Origin of the sequence: Sorangium sp. So ce1504, from assembly GCF_051521635.1 — a bacterium.
GTDB lineage: Bacteria > Myxococcota_A > Polyangia > Polyangiales > Polyangiaceae > Sorangium > Sorangium cellulosum_B.
Window position 1 is genome coordinate 11,700,496 of the sequence record NZ_CP150365.1, and the last position, 13,114, is coordinate 11,713,609.

The 13,114-nt window shown below is 73.3% G+C and carries 10 protein-coding genes; 2 read left to right on the forward strand and 8 right to left on the reverse strand.

From position 1 onward, the window contains the following. Window positions 1-40: 40 nt before the first annotated feature. The 7 genes from WMF39_RS44110 to WMF39_RS44140 all read right to left on the reverse strand — a co-directional run bounded on the left by WMF39_RS44110 (window position 41) and on the right by WMF39_RS44140 (window position 10,866). On the reverse strand, window positions 41-3,700 hold the full coding sequence (locus WMF39_RS44110) for a response regulator (RefSeq protein ID WP_437742417.1): 3,660 nt from the start codon (window positions 3,698-3,700) through the stop codon (window positions 41-43). 101 nt (window positions 3,701-3,801) lie between these two features. Beyond that, window positions 3,802-4,893 carry an isocitrate/isopropylmalate dehydrogenase family protein gene (locus tag WMF39_RS44115; RefSeq protein ID WP_437742418.1) on the reverse strand — a complete coding sequence of 364 codons (1,092 nt, stop codon included), beginning with the start codon at window positions 4,891-4,893 and terminating at the stop codon, window positions 3,802-3,804. 16 nt (window positions 4,894-4,909) lie between these two features. Then, window positions 4,910-6,022, reverse strand: a complete 1,113-nt coding sequence (gene ald / locus WMF39_RS44120) for an alanine dehydrogenase (RefSeq protein ID WP_437742419.1) — start codon at window positions 6,020-6,022, stop codon at window positions 4,910-4,912. 156 nt (window positions 6,023-6,178) lie between these two features. After that, window positions 6,179-7,819 carry a DUF4388 domain-containing protein gene (locus WMF39_RS44125; RefSeq protein ID WP_437742420.1) on the reverse strand — a complete coding sequence of 547 codons (1,641 nt, stop codon included), beginning with the start codon at window positions 7,817-7,819 and terminating at the stop codon, window positions 6,179-6,181. Further along, complete coding sequence (locus WMF39_RS44130) at window positions 7,806-9,737, reverse strand: diguanylate cyclase domain-containing protein (protein WP_437742421.1); 1,932 nt, start codon at window positions 9,735-9,737, stop codon at window positions 7,806-7,808. The genes WMF39_RS44125 and WMF39_RS44130 overlap by 14 nt, the downstream gene beginning before the upstream one ends. Then, window positions 9,734-10,531: a diaminopimelate epimerase gene (gene dapF, locus WMF39_RS44135; protein ID WP_437742422.1), complete on the reverse strand. Its 798-nt coding sequence runs from the start codon at window positions 10,529-10,531 to the stop codon at window positions 9,734-9,736. Before dapF ends, WMF39_RS44130 begins: the two co-directional genes overlap by 4 nt. Further along, window positions 10,528-10,866, reverse strand: a complete 339-nt coding sequence (locus WMF39_RS44140) for a DUF167 domain-containing protein (protein ID WP_437742423.1) — start codon at window positions 10,864-10,866, stop codon at window positions 10,528-10,530. The genes dapF and WMF39_RS44140 overlap by 4 nt, the downstream gene beginning before the upstream one ends. Window positions 10,867-11,126: 260 nt before the next feature. Between WMF39_RS44140 and WMF39_RS44145 the strand changes: the two genes are divergently transcribed. Beyond that, a complete protein-coding gene (locus WMF39_RS44145) occupies window positions 11,127-11,882 on the forward strand; it encodes a hypothetical protein (protein ID WP_437742424.1) in 756 nt (251 codons plus the stop codon). Between the two features lie 27 nt (window positions 11,883-11,909). Here WMF39_RS44145 and WMF39_RS44150 read toward each other — a convergent pair whose 3' ends face one another. Beyond that, the gene (locus WMF39_RS44150) at window positions 11,910-12,524 is read right to left on the reverse strand and encodes a hypothetical protein (RefSeq protein WP_437742425.1); all 615 of its coding nucleotides are present in this window, start codon (window positions 12,522-12,524) and stop codon (window positions 11,910-11,912) included. A 223-nt stretch (window positions 12,525-12,747) separates the two neighbouring features. Between WMF39_RS44150 and zapA the strand changes: the two genes are divergently transcribed. After that, window positions 12,748-13,077, forward strand: a complete 330-nt coding sequence (gene zapA, locus WMF39_RS44155; protein ID WP_012240768.1) for a cell division protein ZapA — start codon at window positions 12,748-12,750, stop codon at window positions 13,075-13,077. Window positions 13,078-13,114 lie beyond the last annotated feature (37 nt).

Sequence of the window (13,114 nt, forward strand, 5' to 3'; positions counted from 1 at the left end):
GCCGGCTTCTCGATTGCCTGGGGGAGCGCTCGTGGCGCGCTCAGCGGCGCCACGGCGGCGCGACGCGGAGCCGGGTGAGGCGGCCGGCCTTGACGACCGCGAAGCGCACGCGCTCCTCGTCCCGGAGCTTCGCCCGGATCTCGTAGGCGCCGTCCCTGGGCGCGAGCGGCAGCTTGACGCTGCCGGTGCCGACCTTCCGCCCGTCCACGAAGAGCGTGTCGCCCGCGCCGGCGATCACCTCCAGCATGCCCTGCCCCTCGGGCACCTTGTGCTCGGCGGCCAGCGGCAGATCCTCGGGGAGCACGGGGTTCGATGTCGTCTCGCCGATCGGCCCGGCGGCAGCCGGCGCCGGCGTGGCGACGACCGCCGCCGCGACCACGCTCGACGAGCCGGCGGCGGCAGGCACAGCGCCGGGCGGGGCAGCGGTCGCGGGCTCCGCGGCCGGCGGGCTCGGCTGGTCGGAGGGCGGCGAGGCAGCCTGCAGCTCGTGATCGCGCGACAACCGCGCGGCCACCGCGAAGACGAACGCCGCCACCGCGAAGAGGACCCACATCGTCATGCGGTTGTCGCGGGCGGGCGGCTGCGGCGTCGGCACGTAGGCCGACGGCCGGCGCACGCGGCGCGGCGTGGGCGACTCGTCGATGGCGGGCGCCGGGGCGGGGGCCGCGAGCCGCGCGGCGGGCGGCGCCGCGGGGACCCTGAGCGCCGCGGGCGCAGGCGCCTCGACGACCGGCGGCGGCGGGAGCGAGCCCAGCGTCAGCAGCCGCTCGGGCTTCGGGTACTCCAGCGCGGGCAGCGTGGCCTCCGGCCTGCGGGGCGCGGGCGCCACGCCGGGCACGGCCGGCGTCACGCCCGCCAGCAGAGCAGCGTCCACCTGGGGGCTCCGCGCCGCGCGCACGCTGACCACATCGCCTTGAAGCTCGGCGAGATCGCTCGGAACCCGTGCGTTGACCAGCGCGCGGGAGAGCGCCGTCGCCTCCTCCTCGCGCGCGCTCGCGAACGCCGTGTCCTCGTCCTCGCCGTCCACGGACAGCACGTGGACAGACATGGCCGAGCCCGGCCCCGACACCACCGAGCTCGGCGCAGCCGAGCCGCGCGCCGGCATGGCCGATCGCGGCGCCACCGAGCCGGGCACCACCGTGAGCTGGTCGTCGGTGAGCTCGACCGAGGCGCGCGACGACGCGGCGGCGGCGTCGCCGGCGAGCTCCGGCGGGAGCGCCGCGACCGGGGCGGCCCGCTCCGGGACGCGCCGCACGCCGCGGAGCGTCTCCTCCTCGTAGGCCACGGCGGGGGCGAGCAGGTCCTCTCCCTCGCGGCTGATCACCCTGCGCACGCCGCCGCGCGCCGCGACGTCGTTCAGCACGTCCTCGACGAGGCCCGCGGCGAACTCCCCCGAGGTGATGACCGATCGCGGCGACGTCCCGCGGGCGAGCGCTCTCAGGAGCGAGCGCGCCGGCTCGGGCGTCGCGTCGGCGGTCGCGCCCATCCCCTCCAGGTCGAGGACGACGCGCTCGACCTGCATCAACGACGGCCCGTGGAACAGCCGCTGGGCGGCCCGGGCCGCCGCGATCGCGGGCAGGAGCTGCTCCGCGAGCGTCCCCTCGAACCCGGGGCGCGGCGGCGCCGCGAGCTCGCTCTCCGGCAGAGGCTCCACCACGAAGCGGCCGGAGCCGACGCCGAGGAGCGCCGCGAGCACGGAGGGGCCGCGGTGGAACGTCCCGTCCTGCGCCGTCCGGGTCGCGCCGGCGGGGCGGCCGTCCTTGAGCAGCACCTCGTACAGGAACGCGGCGTCCCGGACCGACACGAGCGCGTCGGGCCGGCGCGCGCACGAGAGCGACAGCAGCGTCCGCGCCGTCATGCCGTCGAGCCGCCCGCGGACCTCGCCGCCCGTCGCGATGCGCTCGGCGACGCGCCGCCTGCCCCGCAGGACCTCGTGCACCCGCTGCACGAAGGCCGCGGCGCTCTCCTCCTTGCGGAGGTAGCCGTCGGCCTGGGCGCCGAGCTCGCGGAGCCGCTGGAGCAGGTCCTCCTTCCAGGAGAGCAGGATGACCGGCACGTCGCGCAGCGCGACGTCGCGCTTGAGCGCGCGGCAGAGGGCGAAGCCGTCGAGCCGCGGCATCAGCACGTCGCTCACGACAAGGTCCGGCGTCGTCTGGTACGCGAGGTCGAGCGCCCGCGCGCCGTCGTGCGCCTCGTGCACGTTCGCGCCTGCGGCCCGGAGCACGCCGGCGAGGAACCACGTCACCGCCGGATCGTCGTCCGCCACCACGATGTCGAGCGCGTCGAGCCCCGCGTCGCCCGGCGCCGCGCTCGATGCGATCGACGCGCTGATCGTGCGCGCCGGCGACTTCGCGCGGATCTCGCTGTGCAGCCGCGAGCGCTCGCCCTCGGGCGCGCTCGGCGCGATCATCCACGGGGCGAGCGGCAGCGCGCCCTCCGGCCCGTTCGGCGAGAACCGCACGCCGCCCTGCGAGCGGATCGTCACGAGATCGCGGATGCGCGCCACCGCGCCCCAGAGCGCCGCGAGGACCTCGGCGCCGTCGCCGAGATCGACGTGCTCCCCGCGGCTCCTCGGCTCGGCGGCGTCGCAGAGGCCGCGGCGAAGCTCCTCGGCGAGGCGCGCCCCGAGCTCGTCGAGGTTGACGGCCCCGAGCGGCCCGCGCGCGGCGCGCGCGGTCTCAGCGCGCACGCAGGCCACCGCTGCCTCCGCGGCGGCGCGCCGGAGCGCGTCCGGCGACACGGGCTTCGGCAGCGCGCGCGCGGCGCCGAGCGCCACGTAGGGAGCCGCGTCCTCGGGCCGCGCGAAGCGGCCGACGGCGACGACGGGGACCAGGTCGGTCAGCGGATCGGCGGCCAGCGCCTCCGCCAGCCCGCGCGCGCCCGGCATGTCCGCGTCGAGCAGGACCAGATCCGGAGCGAAGGCCCGCGCGAGATCGATCGCCGTCTCCACGTCGTCGGTCCGCTCGACCTCGAACGACGGCCCGACGTCGGCGCTCGCCGAGTCGAACGCCTCGGCGAGCGGCGCGGCGCCCACGACGAGGACCGTGATCGGCGCGTCGATCGACGCGACCGGCGCGGCCTCGGGCGCCTCGGCGGGGGGCGCCTGCTCCGCGCCGCGCGTCGAGGACGCGCGCGCTTCCTCTTCCTCCTCGAGCGAGAGCGGCTCGGCGGCGAGCGCGCGGCCGTTGCTCACGCCCGCGATCCACGTCGTGGCCTGGCCCTTGGCCACACCCGCGCCATCCGGCCGCGCGCTGGCGCTGCGTGCGTTCGGCTGATCCGCGGCAGCGCGCGCGCGGGGCGGCGCCGGCGCCTGCTCACCCATGGCCGACTGCCCCCAGGCCAGGGCGGGCAGCTCCTCGAGCAGCTTCCGGAGGGCCGCCGCGGCCTCGCCGCTGAGCCGCGCGCCGTTCGCGGCGACGAGCTGCGACTCCCCTTCGGCGAGCCGCTCGGCGACCCGCACGAAGCGCAGGAGGCGCGCCCCCGCGCCGAGCGAGTGCATGCGCCGCTTCAGCTCCTCGACGAGCCGCGGCGCATCGCCGTCTGCCTCGATCCGCCGGACCATCTCGCGGAGCTCCGCCACGCGGCGACCCAGGTTCGCCACGAACTCGGCGCGCGCTCCGCCCAGCCGCTCGTGCCGAGCCTCGCTCGCTGGATTGCTGCGCGGCCCCGCGTGCTCCACTGCCGTCGATCCTACGCCCATTGGCGGTCCCGTATCACAGGAGGATCGGACACCCGAACTTCTCGGCGATCGCGCCCCCGCGCCCGTGGCTCCCGGCCGCGCGCCGGCGCCCCAAGGTCACCTCACGGCGGCCCCAGCTCGGCGGCGATCTGCTCCCGGACCCATGCGCCGGCGGCGCGCGTGCCGAGCGTGCCGCCCACATCGACCGTGCACATCCCCTGGTCGAGCGCCAGGGAGACCCAGCGCTCGATGCGGCGCTCTTCCTCGGGCCACCCGAGGTGAGCGAGCAGCAGCCCCGCGGTGAGCATCGCCGCGAACGGGTTCGCGATGTCCTTGCCGGCGAGCGGCGGCGCCGACCCGTGCACTGGCTCGAACAGCGCGACCCGCGCCGGATCGGACGCGTGCACGTTCGCGCTCGCCGCCATGCCGAGCCCCCCCTGCAGCGCCGCGCCGAGATCGGTCACGATGTCGCCGAACAGGTTGTTCGTCACGATCACCTGGAATTGCGCGGGATCCTGGATGACGTACAGGCAGAGGGCGTCCACGTAGACGTGGTTCGACTGGATCTCCGGATACTGGGCGCGCACCTCGTGGAAGACGCGCAGCCAGAGCTCGTGCGCGTGCCGCATCGCGTTCGACTTGTCCGCCATCGTGACCCGCGTCCGGCCGTTCGCGCGCGCGTAGTCGAACGCCGCGCGGATGATCCGCTCGACGCCCTTCCTCGTATTTACGTCCTCATTGATCGCGACCTCGTCGGGGGTGCCGCGTTTGAACTGCCCGCCCATCCCGACGTAGATCCCCTCGGTGTTCTCGCGGAACACCACGAAGTCGATGTCCTTCGCCGTGCGGCCTTTGAGCGGCACCAGCCGGTCCGACAGCGCGCGGACGGGCCTCACATTGGCGTAGAGGTCGTAGCCGAAGCGCATGCCGAAGAGGATGTCGCGCGCGTGCTCCAGGTTGGGCACACGGGGATCACCCAGGGCGCCGAGCAGCACCGCCGAGCACTCGCGCTGGATGGCGATCTGGATCTGGTTCGGGAAGGTCGTCCCGTCGCGCAGGTACCGGTCGGCGCCGAGATCGAGCTCCCAGAGGTCGATCGGCAGCCCTGCCCGTTCCTGATAGAGCTCGAGCAGGAGCTTCGCCTCGGCGATGACGGACGGGCCGATGCCGTCACCGCCGATGATCGCGATTTTCTTCTTCTTTTTGGCTGCCACGAGGTCGCGCTCCCGGTCAGCCGAGCGCGCGTTCGACCGGCACGTACTCCAGCCGGTGGGCCGCTGCGACGGGGCCGTAGGTCACGTGGCCGCCGTGGGTATTGATGCCGAGGGCGACCGACCTGTCGGCCTTGGCCGCGGCGACGATGCCCTGGTTGGCGATCGCCACCGCGTAGCCGATCGTCGTGTTCGTGAGCGCCCAGGTGCTCGTGTGCGAGACCGCGCCCGGCATGTTGGCGACGCAGTAGTGAACGACCCCGTGCACCTCGTAGGTAGGGTTGTCGTGGGTCGTCGGGCGGCAGGTCGCGATGCACCCGCCCTGATCCACGGCGACGTCGACGACGACCGTCCCTCTCTCCATGCGGCGGATGTGCTCCTCGGTCACGAGCTGGGGCGCCTTGGCGCCGGGCACGAGCACCGCGCCGACCACGAGATCGGCGCGCTCGCACATCATCTCGATGTTCTCCGCGTTGGAGTAGAGCGTCTCGATCGCGCCCCCGAACACGTCTTCGAGGTAGCTCATCGTCTCGGCGCGGACATCGAGCACGGTGACCTGCGCCCCCATCCCGACCGCGATGGTCGCTGCGTTCCGGCCGACCACGCCGCCGCCGAGGATCGCCACGCGGCCGCGCCGCGTCCCCGGCACGCCGCCGAGGAGCACGCCCTTGCCGCCCCGCTCTTTCTCCAGGCACGAGGCGCCGACCTGAACGGCCATCCTGCCGGCCACCTCGCTCATGGGCCGCAGCAGCGGCAGCGAGCCGTCCTCGTGCTGGATGGTCTCGTACGCGATGCCTGTCACGCCTCGCTTGGCGAGCTCCCGCGTGAGATCCGGCTCGGCGGCCAGGTGCAGGTAGGTATAGAGGAGGAGACCCTGGCGAAAGTGGCCGTACTCGGCGGGGAGCGGCTCCTTCACCTTCACGACCATGTCGGCGCTCCACGCTTCCGCTGCCGACCTCGCGATGAGGGCGCCCGCGCGTCCGTAGGCTTCGTCGGAGATCCCGCTGCCTTCGCCGGCGCCGGACTCCACGAGGACCTTGTGCCCGTGCCCGACCAGGGCCCGGACTCCCGCGGGCGTCATGCCGACGCGGTACTCACGTGTCTTGATCTCCTTGGGGACTCCGATAAGCACGATCGCGCTCCTCTCCTCGCCGAACTGCTGAAGCGAGGCGTGTGCGACGATAGCAGAAACCTGCCCTCGCAACGCCGTGAGCCACCGAGTCAAACGCCGGTTTCCGAGGCGAGAAACCCGGAAGATCCGTTCTGAAGCTACGTTTTCGTCGGCTGGTCACACGCCCGCGGCGGCCTCGAGCGCGGCGCGGACGAGCAGCGTGATCTGTCCCGGCGAGGCGAGATCGAGCGGCCCCATCATGGCCTCTGCGTCGAGCAGCAGGAGCTCCAGAGCCTCGCAGTGCGCTGCCAGCGCGTCCTCACCGCCGTCGCCGAGCCGGACGACCGCGGCCGCGCCGTGCAGAGCGAGCGGCCAGGCTGGCGCGAAGCTCTCCTCGATGGGGAGGCCGACCAGCGCGAGCTCGACGCCGTCGCCGAGCCGGATCACGCCGAGCGGCCTCGGGATCGCCGCCTGCGGCGGAGGCTCGGCGGGGACGATGGCGTCTCCGATGCGGCGGACCGCATGAGAGAGCGTCGCCATGCGGCGCGTGCTTGCGGCGATGACGAGGTGGGGCGGCGAGGCGAAGCCGGGCCGGGCCAGACGGGTCACCAGGGACCGGAGGACCGGAAGGTGCTCCGACGGCGCGAACGGCGTCGTGAGGTCGGCGAGCGAGATGCGGCGGATCTTCCCGGAGGCCGTGAGCTCCATCAGGACCTCGAGGATCAGGAGATCCGGCCCGCTGATCTCGTCGAGCAGCTCGTCGAGGTTGTGCGGCATCTGGAGCAGCGCCGCCAGCTTCTCGGCCACGGCCGCGCGCTCCGCCGGCTCCCCGAGGGGCGCCGGCGGTGAGGTCGTCGGGGTGCGCAGCGCCTCGAGCCTGAACGCGGCCGGCTCCGCGGCGCGGAGCGTGGGCGGCGGCGGCATCGACCCGCCGCGGTTGCCCTTCACGTCGCTGGCCGGCATCGGCGGGGCGGTGAAGTCGGGCAGCGAGGTCATGGCGCTCGCCAGGGGCGCGGCGCTCCCTCGGTCCGCCGCGGCGCTGTCGCCGAAGGTCGCGTCGACGCTGAACGTCTCGTGGTCCGGGAGCGGGGACAGGTCGAGATCGTCGCTAGCGGGCTCGGTCACCAGGAAGGCCTCACCGGCCGGCGCGAGCTCGGATCGCCGGCGCTGGACCTCATCGACCTGGCGGAGCGCTTCCATCAGGAGGCGCGAGGTCGGCGCCATGATGCGGCGCGCGCTCGCCGGTTCGCCGGGTGAGAACGCGAAGTGTCCGTCCCGCTCGCCGAGCAGCCGGTAAAGCGCCTTCTCCCCCTCGAGGCGGCGGTAGACGGCATCGATCACCTCCCCCGCCGAGAGCCGCAGCTCCCCTGCCCCGGTCGGCGTGGTGATGCCGAGGATGCCGCTCCGGCGGTTCATCGCGAGCAGCTGGAGCAGGTCGACGAGCGGGACCTGCTGGAGGTCGCCGCGGATCTCCTGCGGCACCGTCGGCTTGGAGCCGCGCGGCGACGCCTCGGTGATCCGCGAGACGATGTGATCGACGTCGCCCCGCAGGACCTCGTCGAAGCCCAGATCGCCCTCGGCGCCGTCGACGAGGAAGAGGATCGGGGTATCGGCGAGGTCGGGGACGGCGGCAAACGCGTCCGCGAGCGCGTTGTCCTCGTCGAGCGCCCTGGCGGCGAGCACGACGTCGGGCCGGCGCTTGAACGCCTGCTCCACGGCTTCGAACGCGCCGTTCGCGTTGGTCACGGTGAGACCACGCGCCCTGAGCGCCGACGCGAGCGCGCCGAGCGCGTCCACGTCCGAATCAACCAACAGCACCCTGCGAGACACTGGATCGGCGCCCTCCGAGCCAGCCGAAGACCCGCAGCCCGGCCGCGCGGCCGAGCCGCTCGGCGAGGAAGTCCGCGAGCAGCGGATCGGCGGCATGGATACCCTTCACGAACCCCCCCTGATTACGCCCTACCAGGGCATACGCGCCGTGCTCCGCGAGGACACAGAGCGCCTCGATGTCGTCGCACCCTGGCGAGGATCGGAGGTCGACGGTGTGCACCACCACGTCGTCGCGCGGCGAGGCCAGCTGCGCCTTGACCTGCGCTCCCAGGCTCAGCCCGTCGTGGTGAGCGACCAGCAGGAACACGGCGCCCCCGCGGAGCGCGTTCCTGACGACCGACGTCGCGAGCAGGATCGTATCGGATACCGACAGATCGAGCGCGCGGGGCGCCGAGATCGCGGAAGCTCCGCCGGCCGCGGGGGACTCCCGGACGAGGAGGCTGACGATCTCGCCGATGCTCCGCCGGTCCTGAGGGACGCGGTGGACGATCGAGGACTTGGTGGCGTCGGCGCGCCGCCGGGCGATGCGGAGCAGCTGAGCGAGGCTCTGGCCGTCCTGGGGGAAGGTGGCGACCCCGACGAGCAGGCCCTTCGGCAGGTACCCGGCCCGCTTCTCGCTCTCGGCGACGTGGGAGAGCATCCGTCGATGGCAGGCGTGGGCCTCGAGCGCGGCCGTCTCGGGCATGAGCAGGTGGAACTCGTTCTCGTCGACGCGGGCCAGGATGTCGGTGTCGCGCACGGCGCGGAGCAGGTGCTCGACGACCTGACCCGGGTTGTGCGTGTTCGCAGGGGGCGCCGGCGTGGTCCTCCAGAAAGCGAGGTCGCCTGGGCGCTCCGGTGCGACTGCTGCATCCGGCTCGATCACGATGGTCGCGATCGTGAACCGGCGGCCGTACCGCCTGGCCTTGTCGATCTCCCGGCCGGCGACGTCGACGTAGTAGGCAAACGAGTAGGCGCTCGACGCCGGATCCTTCATCGCGGCGCCGCCCGTCGAGCGTTCGCGCTCGCCGAGGAGGGCAAGCGCCGTCGTCGCCTGCGTGGCGAGCAGCTTGACGAGGCCGTCGAGGAGCGGGGCGCGCCGCGGGGTCGAGGCCGCGCTGTCCGGGCGCCTGACCGAAGGGAACGCGGAGCTGCGGCCGGGCTCCTTCTGGAGGAGGAGATGCCCCGCGGCGAGCTTGCGGAGCGCCAGCGGGACGACGATGAGCTGCTCGCGCCGGGCGAAATCGAGGATGTCCGTCTCGGTCCCGTAGGCGGGCGCGCGGTCGAGCGGCCCCATCGCCGCGGAGCGGACCAGCTCGCTGGAGCGTTCTCCGGCGGCCAGGTAGACGGCGGCCGCCGCCGCGCCCGTCGCCTCGACGAACACCTCGGCGAGCTGCTGAGCCGCCGCGTTGCGGTCGCGCGCATCGGCGAGCTCGGCCACGCGGGCGATCCACCCGGCAGCGCGCGCGCTGCGCGCGGCTTCCTGCTCGAGCTGCATCCGGAGAGCCCGCTCGGCGAAGCGCAGGCGCACCGAGCCGACGGCGTTCAGCACCTCGTCCCCACCGAGCGGCAGCAGGAAGAGCCCGGCGCCGCCGAGCGCGACCGCATGGGCGCCCGCCTCGAGCTCCGCCCTCGTCGCCAGCGCGAAGACGGTGGCCTCGGACGCGAGGGCTTTCAGGTGGTGGACCATGGCGAGGCCGGCCCCGTCCCCGAGCCCGACATCGATGAAGGCGACGTCGGGCGCGGCGGTCTCGGCGAGGACGATCCCCTCGGCGAGATCGCCGGCGAGCATCAGCTCATCGGACGTGATGACCCGCGAGAACAGCGTGCGAGTCGCCTCGTCGGCGATGACGGCGAGCACCTTGAGCGAGAACTCGCGGGCCGGCGCCCGGCCAGGACTCCAGACCCCCTCGAGCGAGGCGGTCACGCGATCACCACCTCGCCCGAGAACGCCCGGCGCGCTGGGCCTTGCATGAGCAGCTCCAGGGATCCGGGGGCGACGGTGATGCGCAGCGAGCCGCCCGGCAGCGCCAGGCGGAGAGGTGCTCCGTACGGCGCGCGGCCCTGGGCGCACGCCGCGGCCGCCACGGCGCAGGCGCCCGTGCCGCACGCCAGCGTGCGGCCCACCCCGCGCTCCCAGACGGTCACGTCGATGCGCGCGGCCTCGCCGTGGTCGGCCGGCCGAACGCGGCAGAACTCGACGTTGATGCCCTCGGCCGGCGTGGTCGCGACGATGGGCCCGAGCTCGTCGATCGCGTCCTCCGTGTAGGGATCGAACGTCACCGCGTGCGGGTTGCCGACGTCGACGCAGGCGAACCGGTGCTCCGCGCCGAGCGCTGTGACGACGAGCGTCTCGCCCATGCGGGCCCGGCCCATGCCGACGAGCACGTCGAAGCGATCGCCCGCCCGTGTGACCTCGCACCGCTTGTCACCGGCGTCGGTCGCGATGGTGAGCGCCTTCTGGGGGGTCCCCCGGGAGACGAGGTAGGCCGCGACGCAGCGGATCCCGTTGCCGCACATCTCGGGGCGGCTCCCGTCGGCGTTCCAGACCTGCATGCGCGGCTGCTCGCGATCGATCACGAGCACGCCGTCGGCGCCGATGCCGAACCGCCTGTCGCAGAGGCGCCGCGCCGCCTCGGCGGTCATCGGGACCGCCTCGACCAGGATGAAGTCGTTGCCAAGACCTTCCCACTTCTCGAACCGGACGACGTTTTCCTTCATCGCTTCGCCTCGGCGAGCCGCTTTCGCGCCTCGGCTTCCTTGAGCCCGCGGACGGCGACGACCTTGCTCCTGCCGCTCGCGCCGAGGGCGATCTGGACATCGCTCTGGCGCACGTCGAGCGCGCGCGAGAGCAGCTTGACGAGCTCCGCGTTGGCGGCGCCCTCCACGGGCGGCGCGGTCAACGACACGTCGAGCGCGCCCTCGCGCACCCCGACGATGGCCGAGCGCGACGACTTCGGGCGCACCTGGACCGAGATGCGGACGCCTTCGGCGCGCTCGGTGATCGCGAGGCGACTCCACTCGCCGACGGCGCCGCTCTCCTCGGGTTTGCTCATCTGGCCGGCGGCATCGTAGCGTATCTGGAGCTCACGCGTGGGTTCCCGCGAGGCGCGGTGATGTCGCTCTTCGGACGGCGCCGGCCATCGCGAATTTGCCGGTCGGCGGCCTGACCCGCTACTCTTTTCGCCCCGGCCGTGGGTCGGCTCGCGCAGTACGATCCGGCAGGTCGACTTGCATCAGCGGCGCTCGTTGTTCGCTGCTGATGTTCATTTCCGCGGTGGAGGCGTTGGACATGACTGATGAAGGAGAAGGGTCCGTGAACGCAACGCCCGGCCTCGCGAGGAGGTTGTGCGCGCTGGCGCTGCTCGCGACGTCGGGTGGCCTGCTCGGGTCTGCATGCGCCGACAACGAGAGCAGCGTGTTCATCCGCATGCGGATGGCAGAGACGGGGGACTGCAGCGTGAGCTGCGGCCCCAGCGAACCGTTCTGGACCGAGGATGCGGTGGACTCGGCCTATGCGGGCAGCCACAGCGCGCTGCTCCTGGTGGGCAACCAGATCGTGGAGCGCGGCGACCCCGACGTCCTCCGGACGGAGACATCCCGCGTCCAGCTCTACGAGGCCGAGGTCCGTGTCGCTGACATCGAGGGCAACGACGTGACGCCGGGCTACGTCGTTCCGATCACCGGCACGGTCGACCCGGGTTCGTCCGGCGACCCGGGCTACAACTGCACCGAGGTCCTCCTGATCGACGGCGCCACGATGGACACCTTGCGCGGGCAGGCCGCGCAGCTCCGGCGCGATATCCAGGTGTGGGCGACGGTGGTGTTGCGCGGCAGGACGCTGGGCGGCCAGGAGGTCGAGACCACGGAGTGGACCTACCCCGTCAGGGTCTGCTTCGCCTGCAGCCGGTGCGTCGACACGTCTCCGCCGGACTGCTGCTACAGCTCCGCGAACGAGGAGTGCGAGGACGCCAAGGAGCTCGAGGGCGCCTGCCCTGGCGCCCGGGGCCCTCAGGACTGTCGTGACCTCGGTCAGCCCTGCGCCGATCACATCGCAAGCTTCGGCCTGTAGAGCGCTCACCGCAGGCCCGAGCCGCCGTCACCGCGCCGGTCTGGCGCGGTGCACGGGGGCTGCTTCGGGCGACGGCCCTTTCGCAGCCTCGAAGAGGTAGACGAACGGAAGGGCGAGCAGCGCGAGATCGAGCTGCGCCGCGAGGACGACCGCGGTCTCCTTCGAGCCGCCGAGCCCGAACCGCCCCTGGGCGAGCAGCCCTGTGCTCATCCCGTAACGCGAGTGGAAGTTGTAGCTGCGTCCACCCCAGAAGATGGCGGCGGCGATCCCTGGCTCCACGCCGCGGGCGTCGTCGCTCCACCGGCCGTAGGCGCCGGTGAAGAGGACCAGAGGGAACGAGTCGTGGATGGGCACGAGCACGGAGACGCCCGCGCCGGTCTGGATCTCATCGAACGCGTGGGTGAGCACCTCGGCGTAGGGACCGACGCCGAAGTCGTCGTTGGCAGCGCGGCCGAACAGGACATCCCCGCGCAGCCCGAGGTGGAAGACCGTGGAGTCCCACAGCTGGCGATCGAGGCCGACGCCGGCAAGGCCAACGGTGACGCCGGCGCTCGCCTGGGGCTCGGCGCGGGCTGTGCCGTGGAGGAGAACGGCTCCGAGGAGCGCGGCAACCAAGGCAGCTGGGCGGCCCGCGGTGGCCATGATGGAGCGATGCTACAGGGCGCTGGCGGGGAGCGCGCCTGAATTCGGCTGCACGGAGCCCCGCCCTGCATGAGGCTCTCCGGAGTTCATTTTCGGTGCGTCGCGTGCGTCGCGTGCGTCGCGTGCGTCGCGTGCGTCGCGTCCGTCGCGGGTGAGTCCCTCCGTTCGCACCACGCAGCCCGCCCTGCGCGCCCGCTGGCGTTCATGGTAGCGTCCGGGGGCAATGGCGCGACGCACAGTGCAGCTGCGGGTAGGAGGTCAGACCTACCGCGTGGTGACGTCCGCGAGCGACGAAGAGCTCCAGCGGCTCGCCGCGGTCGTCGATCAGAAGCTCGCTACCGTTGTGCCCGCCGGCCGCGCCGTGACTCCCCAGGCCATGTTGCTCGCCGCCATCGCGCTCGCGCACGATCTCGAGCAGGAGCGGACCCGGGCGTCGGTCATCGCGGGGCGCGCGCGGGACGCATTTGGCCGTATCCTGCAGCGGGTCGACGCGGTCCTCGGCGCCGGTCCCGAGTCGCCCTCGTCCAGCGGAGCGAACGACAGCACGCGCTGAGCTGGAGTGCCCGTACCTGGCGGGGTCCCCTCTGAGC